The sequence below is a fragment of the Nocardia beijingensis NBRC 16342 genome, assembly GCF_001612785.1.
Taxonomy (GTDB): domain Bacteria; phylum Actinomycetota; class Actinomycetes; order Mycobacteriales; family Mycobacteriaceae; genus Nocardia; species Nocardia beijingensis.
Genome location: NZ_BDBC01000070.1, coordinates 33,034 through 47,772, shown reverse-complemented (window position 1 = coordinate 47,772; position 14,739 = coordinate 33,034). Strand labels below are relative to the sequence as shown.

18 protein-coding genes and 4 tRNA genes are annotated in these 14,739 nt (G+C 67.4%); 6 read left to right on the top strand and 16 right to left on the bottom strand.

Annotated features, from left to right (window positions below; genetic code table 11):
- Positions 1-194: 194 nt before the first annotated feature.
- From rplL to NB3_RS31375, 13 genes are all read right to left on the bottom strand, one after another.
- Positions 195-575 carry a 50S ribosomal protein L7/L12 gene (rplL, locus tag NB3_RS31435; RefSeq protein WP_043733084.1) on the bottom strand — a complete coding sequence of 127 codons (381 nt, stop codon included), beginning with the start codon at positions 573-575 and terminating at the stop codon, positions 195-197.
- 56 nt (positions 576-631) lie between these two features.
- Positions 632-1,171 carry a 50S ribosomal protein L10 gene (gene rplJ, locus NB3_RS31430; protein WP_067810461.1) on the bottom strand — a complete coding sequence of 180 codons (540 nt, stop codon included), beginning with the start codon at positions 1,169-1,171 and terminating at the stop codon, positions 632-634.
- A 409-nt stretch (positions 1,172-1,580) separates the two neighbouring features.
- Complete coding sequence (locus tag NB3_RS31425) at positions 1,581-2,120, bottom strand: NADPH-dependent FMN reductase (RefSeq protein ID WP_067810459.1); 540 nt, start codon at positions 2,118-2,120, stop codon at positions 1,581-1,583.
- Between the two features lie 99 nt (positions 2,121-2,219).
- Positions 2,220-2,933, bottom strand: coding sequence for a 50S ribosomal protein L1 (gene rplA, locus NB3_RS31420; RefSeq protein ID WP_067810457.1), 714 nt, complete (start codon positions 2,931-2,933; stop codon positions 2,220-2,222).
- Between the two features lie 75 nt (positions 2,934-3,008).
- Positions 3,009-3,443, bottom strand: a complete 435-nt coding sequence (rplK, locus tag NB3_RS31415) for a 50S ribosomal protein L11 (RefSeq protein WP_040783829.1) — start codon at positions 3,441-3,443, stop codon at positions 3,009-3,011.
- 95 nt (positions 3,444-3,538) lie between these two features.
- Entirely contained in the window at positions 3,539-4,327 is a 789-nt protein-coding gene (gene nusG, locus NB3_RS31410) for a transcription termination/antitermination protein NusG (RefSeq protein ID WP_067810456.1), read from the bottom strand.
- Positions 4,328-4,444: 117 nt separating this feature from the next.
- Entirely contained in the window at positions 4,445-4,843 is a 399-nt protein-coding gene (secE, locus tag NB3_RS31405) for a preprotein translocase subunit SecE (protein ID WP_067810454.1), read from the bottom strand.
- 108 nt (positions 4,844-4,951) lie between these two features.
- A tRNA-Trp gene (locus tag NB3_RS31400) sits at positions 4,952-5,024 on the bottom strand.
- Between the two features lie 222 nt (positions 5,025-5,246).
- Positions 5,247-6,311 carry a fused (3R)-hydroxyacyl-ACP dehydratase subunits HadA/HadB gene (locus tag NB3_RS31395; protein ID WP_067810476.1) on the bottom strand — a complete coding sequence of 355 codons (1,065 nt, stop codon included), beginning with the start codon at positions 6,309-6,311 and terminating at the stop codon, positions 5,247-5,249.
- Positions 6,312-6,493: 182 nt separating this feature from the next.
- Positions 6,494-6,664, bottom strand: a complete 171-nt coding sequence (gene rpmG, locus NB3_RS31390) for a 50S ribosomal protein L33 (RefSeq protein ID WP_011211653.1) — start codon at positions 6,662-6,664, stop codon at positions 6,494-6,496.
- A 42-nt stretch (positions 6,665-6,706) separates the two neighbouring features.
- Positions 6,707-6,782: transfer RNA gene (locus NB3_RS31385), tRNA-Met, on the bottom strand.
- A gap of 76 nt (positions 6,783-6,858) precedes the next feature.
- Positions 6,859-6,931 (bottom strand) — tRNA-Thr (locus NB3_RS31380).
- A gap of 665 nt (positions 6,932-7,596) precedes the next feature.
- Positions 7,597-7,679: transfer RNA gene (locus tag NB3_RS31375), tRNA-Tyr, on the bottom strand.
- A 174-nt stretch (positions 7,680-7,853) separates the two neighbouring features.
- Between NB3_RS31375 and NB3_RS31370 the strand changes: the two genes are divergently transcribed.
- Complete coding sequence (locus NB3_RS31370) at positions 7,854-8,345, top strand: YajQ family cyclic di-GMP-binding protein (protein ID WP_067810453.1); 492 nt, start codon at positions 7,854-7,856, stop codon at positions 8,343-8,345.
- Between the two features lie 16 nt (positions 8,346-8,361).
- On the top strand, positions 8,362-8,826 hold the full coding sequence (locus NB3_RS31365; protein WP_067810451.1) for a MarR family winged helix-turn-helix transcriptional regulator: 465 nt from the start codon (positions 8,362-8,364) through the stop codon (positions 8,824-8,826).
- An 11-nt stretch (positions 8,827-8,837) separates the two neighbouring features.
- On the opposite strand, the gene htpX is transcribed toward NB3_RS31365, so the two are convergent.
- On the bottom strand, positions 8,838-9,719 hold the full coding sequence (gene htpX, locus NB3_RS31360) for a zinc metalloprotease HtpX (RefSeq protein ID WP_067810450.1): 882 nt from the start codon (positions 9,717-9,719) through the stop codon (positions 8,838-8,840).
- 450 nt (positions 9,720-10,169) lie between these two features.
- Positions 10,170-11,216 (bottom strand): polyprenyl synthetase family protein, encoded by a 1,047-nt coding sequence (locus tag NB3_RS31355; protein WP_280516610.1) that lies wholly within the window; start codon positions 11,214-11,216, stop codon positions 10,170-10,172.
- 184 nt (positions 11,217-11,400) lie between these two features.
- Between NB3_RS31355 and NB3_RS31350 the strand changes: the two genes are divergently transcribed.
- The 3 genes from NB3_RS31350 to NB3_RS31340 are packed head-to-tail and all read left to right on the top strand — an operon-like array spanning position 11,401 to position 13,609.
- A complete protein-coding gene (locus NB3_RS31350) occupies positions 11,401-12,669 on the top strand; it encodes a geranylgeranyl reductase family protein (RefSeq protein WP_067810472.1) in 1,269 nt (422 codons plus the stop codon).
- 16 nt (positions 12,670-12,685) lie between these two features.
- Positions 12,686-13,162, top strand: coding sequence for a helix-turn-helix domain-containing protein (locus NB3_RS31345; RefSeq protein ID WP_067810449.1), 477 nt, complete (start codon positions 12,686-12,688; stop codon positions 13,160-13,162).
- A gap of 9 nt (positions 13,163-13,171) precedes the next feature.
- Positions 13,172-13,609, top strand: a complete 438-nt coding sequence (locus NB3_RS31340; RefSeq protein WP_067810448.1) for a VOC family protein — start codon at positions 13,172-13,174, stop codon at positions 13,607-13,609.
- Between the two features lie 45 nt (positions 13,610-13,654).
- Here the strand turns inward: NB3_RS31340 and NB3_RS31335 are convergent, their stop codons facing one another.
- Positions 13,655-14,161, bottom strand: coding sequence for a DUF2505 domain-containing protein (locus NB3_RS31335; RefSeq protein ID WP_067810447.1), 507 nt, complete (start codon positions 14,159-14,161; stop codon positions 13,655-13,657).
- Positions 14,162-14,200: 39 nt separating this feature from the next.
- On the opposite strand from NB3_RS31335, the gene NB3_RS31330 reads away from it, so the two are divergent.
- On the top strand, positions 14,201-14,674 hold the full coding sequence (locus tag NB3_RS31330) for a DUF3592 domain-containing protein (RefSeq protein WP_084823826.1): 474 nt from the start codon (positions 14,201-14,203) through the stop codon (positions 14,672-14,674).
- The last annotated feature ends 65 nt before the right edge of the window (positions 14,675-14,739 follow it).

Below are 14,739 nucleotides of genomic sequence, written 5' to 3'. Positions count from 1 at the left end.
GCGCGCTCGGTCATCACGGTCGTCACGTGTGGGTTCGGTCACTGTAACTCATGGGACAGATCGGGCACACCCCAACCTGACTCCGTAGTAACTCCGCAATCCTTTCGGTATCGGCGATAGCGGCGAGATTGCCAGAAACGCAAAACGGGCGGTCCCCACAAGGGGACCGCCCGTTCGGCGTGTTCGGTCGTGAATTACTTGACCGAGACCTTGGCGCCGGCCTCTTCCAGCTTCGCCTTGGCGGCCTCGGCGGCCTCCTTGGCGACCTTCTCCAGGATCGGCTTCGGAGCGCTCTCGACGAGGTCCTTGGCTTCCTTCAGGCCCAGGCCGGAGACGATCTCGCGGACCACCTTGATGACCTGGATCTTCTTGTCGCCCGCGCCCTCGAGCACGACGTCGAACTCGTCCTGCTCCTCGGCGGCCTCGGCCGGAGCGGCGGCACCGCCGACGGCGGCGACGGCGACCGGAGCAGCCGCGGTGACCTCGAACTTCTCCTCGAACTTCTTCACGAAGTCCGACAGCTCGAGCAGGGTCATGTTGCCGAAGGTCTCGAGCAGTTCGTCAACGTTGGCCATTGTTGTGTTCCTTTCGGTAGTTGATGTCTATGCGGGCAGGTCGTGCCGCACGGGTATTACTCGGCGGCCGATCCGCCTTCTTCGGCCTGCTTCTTCTCCTGCAGCGCGGCGGCCAGGCGGGCCACCTGCGAGGCGGGAGCGTTGAACAGACCGGCGGCCTTGGTGAGGTTGCCCTTGAGCGCGCCCGCCAGCTTGGCCAGCAGCACCTCGCGGGTCTCCAGGTCGGCGATCCGCTCGACCTCGGCCACGGACAGCGGAGCGCCGTCCATGTAGCCGCCCTTGATGATGAGGGCCTTGTTGTCCTTCGCGAAGGTCTTCAGGGCCTTGGCCGCGTTGACCGGCTCACCCGTGATGAAGGTGATCGCGGTCGGTCCGACGAACAGCTCGTCAAGACCTTCCACGCCCGCCTCGGCGGCGGCACGCTTGACCAGGGTGTTCTTGGCGACGGAGTACGTGGCTTCGGCGCCGAGCGCGCGCCGCAGCTCGGTGAGCTTGCCGACCGACAGGCCACGGTATTCCGTGACGACGGTGGCCGTCGAGCTCTTGAACTGCTCCGCGATCTCCTCGACCGCGGTGACCTTCTCGGGTTTCGCCATACTTCGCCTCCTCTCTGATTGGTCGGTTCGTATACGCGAACTACCGATCAGGGGCCGGCGACAAAACAAACGCCCCGAACGCAGAGCGTTCCGGGGCGCAACAGAAAACCGATCCGGTGCACGCCCGGATCAATTCCCAGCCTCGGCTCTCCCTGCGTGGGCCGCCGGCAATGTCGCCGGACCTTCGACCGAACCCATGCGGGATCGGCGACCAACGGTCTTCGGTAGAACGGATTGGGTAGCGATCGAACTCGTCGATAACTGAACTCCAATGTACCCGGATGGGCCTCCATCTGCCAAAACGGGGTCAGGCCGCATGCCGGACCGAAACCGTCCGGCCGCCGAATCGTTGTGTGCCGACGTGTATTCCACTACGCCGCTCGACGGGAAACCCCGCCGGTGACGGTTCTCACGACGTCGCGCTCTCGGCATGCCGGACCAGCTCGCGCAGCACGTCCACGGCGCCGGACCGGAATTCCGCGCCTGCGATCAATCCGTCCGGACCGACGTCCTCGCGCAGCACCGGCAGCCGCAGACAGGCATCGGAAACGATGTCGGCTCCGACGTAGCCGAGCACGCTGCGCAGCGTCGCGGTCGCGCCGTCACCGCGCCCTGGGACCGCGACGGTGATCCAGGCGACCGGTTTGTCATGCAGATCGCCCGCGCCGACGGTCCAGTCCAGCAAGTTCTTCACGCTGCCCGGCAACGTACCCGCGTATTCGGGCGTGCAGAACAGCACGGCGTCGGCGCGCGAAAGGTGTTCGCGCAGAGCGACAACCGATGGATGAGCGGTGCCGTCGTCGTCCGGGTTGAAGGCGGGCAGGTCCGCCAGGCCGTCGTACCAGACGGTTTCGGCACCCGCCGGGGCGACGGCCGAGACGGTGCGCAGCGCGGCGGAATTGGTGGAGGCGGCGCGAGTGCTGCCCGAGATCAAGAGAACGACGGTCACATCGAGCCCAACCGCGCGGCGGGCCGGATTAGTCCGCGAACGCGCGACGGCGGGAACGCAGTACGCGTTCCCGCCGTCGTGGTTCGGCTCAGCCGCTGTTTACGCGTCCTCTTCGAGGAGGTTGCGGGTGCGGTTCGGGTCCACCGGGATGCCCGGTCCGGTGTTCGTCGAGACCGTCACCTTCTTGACGTAGCGGCCCTTGGCGGTCGACGGCTTGGCCCGCAGGATCTCGTCCAGCGCGGCGCCGTAGTTCTCCACCAGCTTGCTGTCGTCGAAGGACGCCTTGCCGATGACGAAGTGCAGGTTGGCCTGCTTGTCGACACGGAAGTTGATCTTGCCGCCCTTGATGTCGTTGACGGCCTTGGTCACGTCGGTGGTGACCGTGCCCGTCTTCGGGTTCGGCATCAGGCCGCGCGGGCCGAGAACGCGCGCGATCCGGCCGACCTTGGCCATCTGGTCCGGGGTGGCGATCGCGGCGTCGAAGTCCAGCCAGCCGCCCTGGATCCGCTCGATCAGGTCCTCGGCGCCGACGGCGTCCGCACCGGCGGCCTCGGCCTCGGCGGCCTTCTCGCCTGCGGCGAAGACGATGACGCGGGCGGTCTTACCGGTGCCGTGCGGCAGGTTGACCGTGCCGCGAACCATCTGGTCCGCCTTGCGGGGATCCACACCGAGACGCACGGCGACCTCGACGGTCGCGTCGGTCTTGGTGGTTGCGGTCTCCTTCGCCAGGCGCGCGGCGGCCAGCGGGGAGTAGAGCTTCGTGCGATCGACCTTCTCGGCCGCGGCGAGGTACGCCTTGCTTCGTTTTGCCATGATTCTCTGTCCTTGTTGCTAGTTCAGACGTGGTTATCGGGCCTGGCCGGCCCTCCCACCGGGGAGCGGTTCCGCTCAGCCCTCGATGGTGATGCCCATCGAACGCGCGGTACCGGCGATGATCTTGGCCGCCTGATCGAGGTCGTTGGCGTTCAGATCTTCCTGCTTGGTCTTGGCGATCTCGCGCACCTGGTCCATGGTCACCTTGGCGACCTTGTTGCGGTGCGGCTCCGCCGAGCCCTTCTGCACGCCCGCTGCCTTCAGCAGCAGCTTGGCGGCGGGCGGGGTCTTCAGCTTGAAGTCGAACGACCGGTCCTCGTACACCGAGATCTCGACCGGGATGACGTTGCCACGCTGCGACTCGGTCGCGGCGTTGTACGCCTTGCAGAACTCCATGATGTTGACGCCGTGCTGACCGAGCGCGGGGCCGACCGGAGGGGCCGGGTTCGCCTGGCCGGCCTGGATCTGGAGCTTGATGATCCCGGCGAGCTTCTTCTTCTTGGGGGGCATCTTTCTTTCCTAGGTGTTGGTGTCCCTTGCTCTTTGCAAGTCTGGTGCGTCGACCCGCGGCGCGGGCGCATCGTCCCGTCGTGGACGGAACCGATCTAGATCTTCGCGACCTGGGTGAACGCCAGCTCGACCGGGGTCTCGCGGCCGAAGATCGACACGAGCACCTTGAGCTTCTGCTGCTCGGCGTTGACCTCGGAGATGCTGGCGGGCAGCGTCGCGAACGGTCCGTCCATGACGGTCACCGACTCGCCGACCTCGAAGTCGACCTCGATGACCGGCTTCGGCGCGACCTCGCCGCCCCCGGTCTCCGTGGTGGCCGCCGCGGCCGCCGCGGCGGGCTTCTTCTGCTGCTGCGCGGCGGGGACGAGGAACTTCACCACGTCGTCGATGGACAGCGGCGACGGGCGCGAGGTGGCGCCGACGAAGCCGGTGACACCGGGGGTGTTGCGCACTGCGCCCCACGACTCGTCGTTGAGCTCCATGCGGACCAGGATGTAGCCGGGCAGCACCTTGCGGTTGACGTGCTTGCGCTGCCCGTTCTTGATCTCGGTGACCTCTTCGGTGGGCACCTCGACCTGGAAGATGTAGTCCTCCAGGTCCAGGTTCTGCACGCGGGTCTCGAGGTTGGCCTTCACCTTGTTCTCGTAGCCGGCGTAGGAGTGGATGACGTACCACTCGCCGGGGGCGCGCCGCAGCGCTGCCTTCATCTCGGCGACCGGATCGGCGGGCTCGGCATCGACGGGGGCGGCAGGGGCGGACTCAGCGGGCTCCGATTCCTCGACCGCGGGCTCGTCGGTCGCGATCTCCTCGACGGAGTCGGTGGGCTCGGCCACCGCGTCGTCGGCCGGGAACTTGTCGTGTGTGTCGTTCTCCGGGGTGCTCACTGGGGCACTCGCTTCCTGTGTCGTCACGTACATCCTCTGCGTGCCGGGCCGGGCGCGCGGCGAAACAACTGCCACCTGTCCGCCCCGGGATCGGCTACCGGCGTCGGCGTCGTTCAGCTAGCCGAACAGCCAGTTGACACCCTTGATGAACGCCAGATCCAACCCGCTGATGAACGCGACCATGAAAATCACGAACACCAGAACAACGCTCGTATAGGTGACCATCTGCTTCCGGTTGGGCCAGATCACCTTGCGCAGTTCCGCGATGACCTCACGCAGGAACTTGATCAAACGCTTGAACGGATTACCCGACTTCTTGCGTTCGGCCCGATCGGTCGCCTTGGTTGCCTTCCGCGACGGGCGGTCGAGCGTGGCGAGAGCGCCCGTGTCGACCTGTGCGGACCCAGCGCGAGTCCGCCGCGCGGACCGCTTTCCGCTCGGCCGTGCCGCTGCGGCGGTGTCATCGCCGTCGTCGGCGGCATGTGCGCCGCGGCGAATATCCCGCTCGTCGCTCACGCCTTCTCCTCGCTGCGCTCGGTGCCGTCGTGCGCGATGCGCGCTGTGCCAATGGCTCGCTCGCTACGCTCGCTCACGTCGATCCTCTCTCGTCGCTGGCATCCAGGGCAGGGGCGACAGGACTTGAACCTGCAACCTGCGGTTTTGGAGACCGCTGCTCTGCCAGTTGAGCTACGCCCCTTCGGTCGGACGATATCGGCTGTCCAACCACTGTTCCGATATTCAGTTGTGTCCTGGTGCCACACAACACGCGCGCCACTCCGGCAGTTGCCGGCCCCGTGGGCGATCCGCGCGGACCGCCTGGAACCAGCCCCTCAGAGCAGCGCGCAGCGGCTGGCGACCCCAGAAACCTGAGTGTACGTTACCGTGCGCGCCATTAGCCAATCCGGGTCGCTGTCCCTGGTCAGGCCAGCTGCACCGTCGCGGTGGCGCGGCCGAAGATCTTCTTCCCCGCCGCCTTCGCCACGATGGCGACGACCGCGGTCCTGGTCTCCGGATCGACCGACTTCACCTTACCCGTGTACTCGATTTCGGCGGCCTCCTCGGAGCCGACGTATACGGGGCTGGTGAAGCGAACGTTGTATTCCTTGACCGCGCCGGGGTCGCCGAGCCACGAGGTGACGAAACCGCCGCCGAGTCCCATGGTCAGCATGCCGTGCGCGACCACGTTGTCCAGGCCGACCAGCTTCACGACCTCGTCGCTCCAGTGGATCGGGTTGGCGTCGCCGGAGACGCCCGCGTAGTTCACCAGATCGCCGCGGGTGAGCCGGACGATGCGCGTGGGCAGTTCGTCGCCGGCCGAGACGTCCTCGAACCGCAGGGCGTGCTTCGTGCGCACGCCCTCCGCGGGCGGCACGACCGGAGCGGGCGCCTGGCTCACCGCGAGCGAACGCGGGCGGTGCCCCGGCGCGTCCTCGCCGATGCCGTGCATGAGCACGTTGCGGACGGCGGCGTTGAGGTTCGGGTCGATGTCGCCGCCGCTGCGGCCGACGAGGGTGGTGTAGGTGGTGAGCACCAACTCGTCGTTCTGCGCGGTGACGATGTTCTTGGTCACGATGATGTCGCCGCCGAAGGCCTGCCGGAACGAATGCAGGTGGACGTCACAGGTGAGCTGGTCGCCGACCTTGATCGGGCGGTGGAACTCCAGGATCTGGTCGGTCTGCATGATCTGGCTGAGGTCGTAACCGGTGACGACCTCTTCGAACAACTTGCGCTGAGCGAGAATCCCGACCAGGGAGATGAAGGTGACCGGCGCGAGCAGGTTGTCGTACCCGTACTCCTGCGCCGCGTCCTCGTCCCAGTGCACCGGGTGGTAGTCCTGCACGGCGCGGGCGTATTCACGCACCTTCTCGCGGCCGACCTCGTAGTAGTCGTCGACGCGGTAGTGGTGTCCGACCATCGCCGCGGCGTTCGTCGCGGGGTCGAGCGCCTCGCCCGTCTGGACCGCTTCGTCTGTACCGGTGTTGATTGTCACGGGAGGACTGTACCTATCTGACCCCGTCACCGGAGTCTGCGGAGCGCTCACCACCGCACCCACACCGTGAAAATGCGTCAGGGCCGGACAGTTGTCCGGCCCTCGCGGTGCCACGGCCCGAGATACCGGGATGCGACTCCCGGCGCTACACCACGCGGTAGGTCACGCGTGGATGACTAGCGGGATTCGCGGTGCGCCCGGTGCGTGCCGCAGTTCGGGCAGAACTTCTTCAGCTCCAGCCGGTCCGGGTCGTTGCGCCGGTTCTTCTTGGTGATGTAGTTGCGGTGCTTGCACTGCTCGCAGGCCAAGGTGATCTTTGGCCGGACATCGGTGGACTTCGCGGCCACGATATGCCTTCTTTCCGGTACCTGATGGGCTTGTATCGGTTGTGGTAGCGATGGCCGGACTTGAACCGGCGACACAACGATTATGAGTCGTTTGCTCTACCGACTGAGCTACACCGCCACGGCGTCGCATTGCCATGGTGCCGAGCCCGCACTACGGGAGCGATGCCGAGTCGGTCACCACCGGCAATCCGGCGAGCCCCCTAACGGAATCGAACCGTTGACCTTTTCCTTACCATGGAAACGCTCTGCCGACTGAGCTAAGGGGGCATGACTACTTCCGCACCGAGCCCCAAACACTCGACCTCAGCGCGGTGAAGTCTTGAACGAGGTTACACACTCGACGCTCCCACTACCAAACCGCGTGGTCAGAAGGGCATTTTCCCCCCGCGCGAACGCGGCGAGCCGCCATTCTTGGCCCACCGAGAAGCGTCCACCACTCCCGATCATGCCGCATGCGCGACACCGATCCGACGAGCAATCCGCGAAGCCTCCCGGCGAACCACACCGCACGGTGACCCCGGAACCGCGAGGCGCCACCTCTCGACAAATACCCGATCGAATCGCCTACCCGAAGTGACCGAAATCTCCACGCGACATCTGTCGATCGACGAACAAAGCAACCGATGAGAACGACCGAAAGGCATCCAAACGGCCGCCATGCCCGGACGCGAGGCCACCCATCACCCACGAATGACGGTAGGCGATCAGCGCACCCAGACAACGGCACGCATGAGACCAATACGCCCACGCCTGTCCGCACTCGAGAACACGCGCCGTACGAACGAAAGATCCGCGCCCACCGCAACCACTGGAAGGGGGTTCCGGGGGGCGAAGCCCCGCCGGGCGGGGCGTGGGGGTTGCACCCCCACAAGACATACAAAGTGAGCCCTGTACGCGCTTTTTGCGTACAGGGCTCACTCAGCGAACGACGGTGGCAGGTGTAGGATTCGAACCTACGTAGGCTTTCACCGACAGATTTACAGTCTGCTCCCATTGGCCGCTCGGGCAACCTGCCGTTCGCGCTTTCTCGGCGCGCTGAGCAGAATACATCGAACCCGCACCCTGAATGCAAACCGGCTGGCTATCGGCCGTGCGACGCGACTACCCTCGGGTCTCCGGGTAGAACTGACGGTGGCTGGAAGCGTCCGGATTCAGCTCACCCGTCGGACCGTCAGAACAGGAGCGCAGCGTGGCTGATTCGTCTTTCGATGTTGTGAGCAAGGTCGACCGGCAGGAGGTCGACAACGCCCTGCATCAGGCGGAGAAGGAGCTCAACACCCGCTACGACTTCCGCGGCACCGGCGCGTCGATCGAATGGTCCGGCGAGGACAAGATCGTGCTCACCGCCGAGGCGGAGGAGCGCGTCAAGGCCGCGCTGGAGGTGTTCAAGGAGAAGCTGATCCGCCGCGACATCTCGCTGAAGGCGTTCGACGCGGGTGAGCCGGTCTCCTCCGGCAAGGTGTACAAGATCACCGGTTCGCTGGTGCAGGGCATCGATTCCGAGCACGCGAAGAAGATCTCCAAGAAGATCAGGGACGAGGGCCCCAAGGGTGTGAAGGCGCAGATCCAGGGCGACGAGCTGCGGGTGAGCAGCAAGAAGCGCGACGATCTTCAGGCCGTCATCTCCCTGCTGAAGGGCGAGGATTTCGGGATCGCGCTGCAGTTCGTCAACTACCGCTGAACGCCGACCGCGGCGCATGTCGACCGAGGAGCGCGCCGGACTCGGTGTGGACGCGGGCATCAGGACGTTGTTGCTGCTGATGCCCCGCGTGGTGGGCCGGGCCAAGAAGCTGGGCGTCCCGAAGGAGCTGGAGTCGTTCTCGCTGGCGCCGCGGCACCTGTCGCTGCTGGCCAACCTGGTGTTCGACGGACCGACCACGGTGACGGATCTGGCCGCCCGCCTGGAGGTGGCGCCGACGACGGTGAGCTTGATGGTCGGCGAACTCAGCAAGCAGGGTGTGCTCGAACGCGGCGCGGACCCGCACGACCGCAGACGCACCATCGTCGCCATCGCGCCGGCGCATGAGAAATCCGTCCACAAATGGCTCGGGCGCAGCGCCCGCGCCTGGCGCGCGGTGCTGGAGCCGCTCACGCCGCAACAGCGGAAGTTGTTCGTCGATACATTCCGAGCCTTCGAAGCCCAGCTGGCCGCGGACGACTGAGACCGCGGGACTCAGTACCGGCGCGGTCCGCCCGCCATCTCCTCCAGCCGGGCGACGCGCTCGTTCATCGGCGGGTGTGTGGAGAACCAGCGCGCCACCCGCTCGCCCGGACGGAACGGGTTGGCGATCATCAGATGCGACTGCGACGCCAGCCGCGGCTCCGGCGGAAGCGGAGCGGTGTGCACGCCGCGTTCGATCTTCCGCAATGCGGAGGCCAGCGCCAGCGGGTCGCCGGTCAGCTCGGCGCCGGATTGGTCGGCCTGGAACTCGCGGGAGCGCGAGACGGCCAGCTTGATCAGTGTGGCCGCGATCGGGCCGAGCAACGAGACCAGCAGCACGGCCAGCACGTTCGGGCCTTCGCCGTTGCGATTGCCACCGAACATGGACAGGTAGACGGCCATGTTCGCCACACCCGAGATGACCGCGGCGAGCGCTCCCGCGATCGAGGAGATGAGGATGTCGCGGTTGTAGACGTGCGACAGCTCATGGCCGAGCACGGCCCGCAACTCTCGTTCGTCGAGCAGTTGCAGGATGCCGCTGGTACAGCAGACCGCGGCATGGCGGGGATTGCGTCCCGTGGCGAAGGCGTTGGGCGCGTTCGTGGGGCTGATGTACAACCGCGGCATCGGCTGGCGCGCGAGCGTGGCCAGCTCGCGCACGATCCGGTACATGACGGGGGCCTCCAGCTCGCTGACCGGCTGCGCGTGCATGGCCCGCAAGGCGATCTTGTCGCTGTTGAAGTAGGCGTAGGCGTTCATGCCCACCGCGAGCAGGATCGCGACGACGAGGATCGTCGGGTTGCGGAACAGCGCGCCGATGAACACGATCAGGGCCGACAGACCCACCATCAGCCCGAAGGTCTTCAGCCCGTTCGCAAACCCGTGCCCGTGCATACGTCTCCCTTGCCGCTCCCCCGTTCACCGAGTCGCCTTACAGCAGATAAACGATAGAAGCCCCAGGCAAAGTTCCGGTGAAGCCCACCCCGCTGCCGCCTACGGCAGTGTGCCCTTGGCCCCTGCGACTCCCCCGCGACCACGCCGAACGCACCGCGACCTCATCTTCCGACCGAGCATCTGCCGTTCGCGGCCCGGCTCACGTCTGCGCACCACCTGAGCGACGAAGAAGGCAGTACACCGGGTCCCGCCCTCGGACACTCACGAGCCCAGCGCACCCCGACCACGACTTTCGAGCGAAGCGAGACCGAGCACCCGCCGTTCGCGGCCCGGCTCGCGTGTGCGCGGCCGCCGCGTACGCGACGAAGGAGCAAGCGGCGGTCGCGCACACGCGAGCCACAAAGGGGCCGCGAACACGCCGCGACGAAGTCGCGGCAAATCAAACACAGCTCACCCCACGCGTTCGATGGTGTAGCGGACCAGCCGTTCCAGCGCGTCGTTGGCGGGGCCGCCGGGCAAGGCGGACAGCTCGGCGTAGGCGAGGTCGGCGTAGCCCTGGAGCTTCTCCTTGGCCAGGGCCATGCCGCGGGAATCGGCGAGCAGGTCGAGCGCTTCCTTCACCTCGTCGTCGGTCTCCAGCGGGCGGGCCAGCAGTTTGCGCAGGCGGTCGCCTTCGGCGCCCTCTTCGCGCAGCGCGTACAGCACCGGCAGGGTGTGCACGCCTTCGCGCAGGTCGGTGCCGGGGGTCTTGCCGGACTGTTCGGAGGCGGAGGAGATGTCGATGATGTCGTCGGAGATCTGGAAGGCGGTGCCGACCGCGTCGCCGAGGCGGGCCAGTCGCTCGACGTGCTCGGGGTCCGCGCCCGAGAAGGTGCCGCCGAAGCGGCCCGCCGCGGCGATGAGCGAACCGGTCTTCTCCCACACCACCCGCAGGTAGTGCTCGACGGGGTCCTGGGTTTCGCGGGCGCCCATGGTCTCGCGCATCTGGCCGGTGACCAGTTCGGCGAAGGTCTCGGCGATGATGCGCACCGCGTCGGGGCCGAGGGTGGAGGTGAGCCGGGACGCGTGCGCGAACAGGTAGTCGCCCGCGAGGATGGCGATGTTGTTCCCCCACCGCGAGTTGACGCTCGGGGCGCCGCGGCGCATGGGTGCCTCGTCCATCACGTCGTCGTGGTACAGCGTGGCCAGGTGCACGAGTTCGACGACCGTGCCCGCGGTGACCAGAGCGGGATCGGCCGGGCGCGGGCCGAGCTGTCCGGTGAGGATGGTGAACAGCGGACGGAATCGCTTGCCGCCGGCCTTGGCCAGGTGCAGCGCGGCCTCCTGGAGGAACTCCGCGCCGTCGGACAGCTCGTCGACCAGGAGTTTCTCCACGTCGGCCAAGCCGTTGCGCACGGTGTCGGCTAGTCCGATGTCACCGAGGTCGACCCCGGCCACGACCGTGCCCGCCGTGTCCATGATTCGCTCGCTGCGCTCGCTCATGGCCGATGTGCTCATTCCTTCTCCCAGCGATGCGTCCGACCCCACGGTAGAGAACCTAGCGTGTCCCGGGCGGATGGCCCATGAACACCGTCACTCTGTGGTGGATCGCCCAGTGCCGCAGCGGCTCGCTGGTGACCGCCGACGACGCGAGCGTGACCGCCGTCGACATGGGCGAGACGGCCCTGCGAGTATGGACCGCATGGGTTCACCGGAAGCGAGTCCCGCGCGCGACGAGGACGCGTTGCCCAGCCGGGCCGAGGTGCTGGTCGTCGGCGCGGGCCCGGCCGGATCGGCGTCGGCGGCCTGGGCGGCGCGGGCGGGACGGGACGTGGTGCTCGTCGATTCCGCCGTCTTTCCCAGGGACAAGACCTGCGGTGACGGCCTCACGCCGCGCGCGACCGCCGAGTTGGAGCAACTGGGGCTGGGCGAGTGGGTGCGCGCGCACGTCGTCAACCACGGGCTCCGGATGACCGGTTTCGGCCGCGAGGCGCTGTTGAGCTGGCCGGGCGGTTCCTTCCCGACGTACGGAAGCGCGGTCCCGCGAACCGAACTCGACGACAAGCTGCGTGAGACGGCGGTGAAGTCGGGCGCGCGCATGGTGGACGGCACGAAAGTAATCGATGTCACCCGGGAGGGTGATCGGGTCACGGGTGTGACGGTGCGTACGGCGGGCGGCGCGCGCACCATCGCCTGCCGGACGCTGGTGGTCGCCGACGGGGTGCGTTCGCCGATCGGGCGGCTGCTGGGGCGCGTCTGGCACCGGCAGTACGCCTACGGCACCGCCGCGCGCGCCTACATCAAGTCCGGCCGCAGCGACGATCAGTGGATCACCTCGCATCTGGAGTTGCGCGACGCCTCCGGCGACCTGGTTCCCGGCTATGGCTGGGTGTTCCCGCTCGGCAATGGCGAGGTGAACATCGGTGTGGGGTCGCTGGCCACGGAACGCCGCCCCTCGCACATCGCGTTGAAGCCGCTGCTGGCGCACTACACCGCGCTGCGCACCGAAGAATGGCAATTCGAGGGTTCGCTGCGCGCGGTGGCATCGGCCCTGCTGCCGATGGGCGGGGCGGTCTCGAACGTCGCGGGCCGCAACTGGGTGCTGATCGGCGACGCCGCCGGGTGTGTGAACCCGCTCAACGGTGAGGGCATCGATTACGGCTTGGAGGGCGGCCACATGCTGGCCGCCCTGCTGGACGAACCCGATTTCACCACGATCTGGCCGCAGACATTGCGCGCTCGCTACGGCCGCACGTTCTCGGTGGCCCGGCGGATCGCCGGCCTTGCCACGCACCCGCGCATGGTGCCGCTGGGCGGTCCTCCGGTGATGCGATCGAAGTACTTGCAGCGCACCGCGGTCCGGGTGATGGGCAATCTGGTCACCGACGAGGACGTCGATCTGACCGCGCGGGCGTGGCGCATGGCGGGCCTGGCGTCGTTGCGCTTCGACGAGCGTCCGCCGTTCGCCTAGGGAAGAGGGCGGCGCGATGGCCGAACGTGAAACGCGCGGATCGCCCCCGCTGGATCTGCTGCCGCATCTGCGCCGAGCCAGGGATCTGGCCGATCGCCATTACGCCGACCCCCTGAATCTGGACGAGCTGGCGGCGGCCGCCGGGGTGTCGAAATACCACTTCCTTCGCGCGTTCGCCGCGGTCTACGGCCGCACCCCGGCCGTGTATCTGGCCGAGCGGCGCATCGAACGCGCCCAGGATCTGCTGCGCGCGACCAATCTCACGGTCACCGAGGTGTGCATGCTGGTCGGCTACAGCAGCCTCGGCTCGTTCAGCAGCAAGTTCCGGCAGCTGGTCGGGGTCACGCCGTCGGAATACCAGGCGAAGTTCGCCGACGGCGCTCCGCGCATCCCCGGCTGCTTCGTGTTCATGCACGGGCTCTCCGACCGCACCCCGCCCGGCCGAGCGAACGGCGCAATTTCGGAGAAGCCGCAGGCACGGCGCTCGCCATAGCCTGGCCGCATGACGACGATTACGAACGTTTCCCTGGTCACCGTGTACGTCACGGACCAAACCGCCGCGAAAGAGTGGTACGTCGACAAACTCGGGTTCGTCGAGACCAGCGACGTCACGATGGGCGACAACGGCTTCCGCTGGGTCACCGTCGCGCATCCGGCGCATCCGGAACTGGAGATCACGCTGATGCTGCCGGGCCCGCCGCTGGACGAGAACTACGCCGACGCCGTCCGGCGCGCGCTGGCCAACGGCACGCACGGCTCGCTGGGCCTGCGGACCGAGAACTGCCAGAAGACCTTCGAAGAACTCACCGCGAAAGGGGTGGAATTCGTGCAGCCGCCCGCCGAACGGCCCTACGGCACCGAGGCGATCATCCGGGACAACTCGGGGAACTGGCTGGTGCTGGTGGAGCCGAAGGAGTTCTCGCCGCAGGACTTCGCCTAGGCCGCGACGGCGTTGCCCCGGCACGAGCTGGGGCAACGCGCCTGCTCATGCGGTCGGTTCGGCGGAAAGCCACTCCTCGATGAACTTGCGCTCGCTGTTGAGCACCCGATGGTGCAACTGTTCCGCGAGCGGCTCGATCGCCCCGCCGACCACCGGGACCTTCACCTGCACGGTGCCGGCGACCTCGATCTCGGCACCTTCCGCGGTGGAACGGATCTCGTAGGACCCGGACATCGCGGTGTTGATGCCGCCGGTGCTCGCCTCGAAGGTGCCTTTGGCGACCTCCCCGACCAGCGGCTGCCAGTGGTCGGTGCGGGAGAAGGTGAGTTCGCTCTTGAGCACCTTGCGGACCAGCGCGGGCACCTTGTCCTCGGCGGCCTTTTCGGTCATATGGATGCGAATGGTGCCCGCGCCGTCGGGATGCGACAGGTCTAGCGTCGCCGTCGGTGCGTCGGCGAAGCGGGCCCGCCAGACGTCGTCGGTGGTGAGTGCCCGGTGGAGATCTTCGACCGGGACTGTGTACGGCACGGTGAAGCTGAATTTTCGGGACATGGCCGCCACCGTAGCCCAGCCGGTCGGTAGCCTGTGGCGGTGTCGGAAACCAGCCAGTTCACCGGGCGGCCGATCCGCCTGCGACGGGCCAGGATCGGCGTGCTCATCGCCGCGACGGCGGTGAGCGTGCTCGTCGGGCTGCTGGTGCTGGCCGCGTGGCGCAACGACTATCTGATCAGCTCGGACAAGGGCAGCACCACGGGCGAGGTGCTCTCGGCGGGGCGGCTGCGCTCGGCGGTCATGTACGTCACGCCGGACGGCGAGACGCACAATCCGAAGGTCGGGGTGCTGTATCCGACGAACCTGACCGCGGGTGAGCGGATTCGTGTGGAGTACCGCCGCAGCGACCCGGACCTGGTGCGTGTGGAGGGCCGGGACGTGCGCGTCGCCATTCCGCCCGCGTTGTCGGTGATCGTCGTGGTGTGGTTGCTCGCGCTGCCCACGCTGTGGCTGCTCGTCCGCGCGGGCAGGCGTGATCCCGCGCCGGTGGGCAGGCCCGCGCCGCAAGCCTGAGATCCGTTTCTCCGGGGCTCCGACAGTTCGCCGGATCTTCCCGTGCGCTTCACTTCGCCGTGGCG

Excerpts from the sequence above, each read along its gene's own strand:
- rplL (WP_043733084.1), bottom strand. The coding sequence starts at position 575 with ATGGCCAACGTTGACGAACTGCTCGAGACCTTCGGCAACATGACCCTG.
- NB3_RS31345 (WP_067810449.1), top strand. The coding sequence starts at position 12,686 with ATGGCCGAACGTGAAACGCGCGGATCGCCCCCGCTGGATCTGCTGCCG.
- NB3_RS31350 (WP_067810472.1), top strand. The coding sequence starts at position 11,401 with ATGGGTTCACCGGAAGCGAGTCCCGCGCGCGACGAGGACGCGTTGCCC.
- NB3_RS31355 (WP_280516610.1), bottom strand. The coding sequence starts at position 11,216 with ATGAGCACATCGGCCATGAGCGAGCGCAGCGAGCGAATCATGGACACG.
- rplA (WP_067810457.1), bottom strand. The coding sequence starts at position 2,933 with ATGGCAAAACGAAGCAAGGCGTACCTCGCCGCGGCCGAGAAGGTCGAT.
- htpX (WP_067810450.1), bottom strand. The coding sequence starts at position 9,719 with ATGCACGGGCACGGGTTTGCGAACGGGCTGAAGACCTTCGGGCTGATG.
- NB3_RS31335 (WP_067810447.1), bottom strand. The coding sequence starts at position 14,161 with ATGTCCCGAAAATTCAGCTTCACCGTGCCGTACACAGTCCCGGTCGAA.
- rplJ (WP_067810461.1), bottom strand. The coding sequence starts at position 1,171 with ATGGCGAAACCCGAGAAGGTCACCGCGGTCGAGGAGATCGCGGAGCAG.
- NB3_RS31365 (WP_067810451.1), top strand. The coding sequence starts at position 8,362 with ATGTCGACCGAGGAGCGCGCCGGACTCGGTGTGGACGCGGGCATCAGG.
- NB3_RS31340 (WP_067810448.1), top strand. The coding sequence starts at position 13,172 with ATGACGACGATTACGAACGTTTCCCTGGTCACCGTGTACGTCACGGAC.
- rplK (WP_040783829.1), bottom strand. The coding sequence starts at position 3,443 with ATGCCCCCCAAGAAGAAGAAGCTCGCCGGGATCATCAAGCTCCAGATC.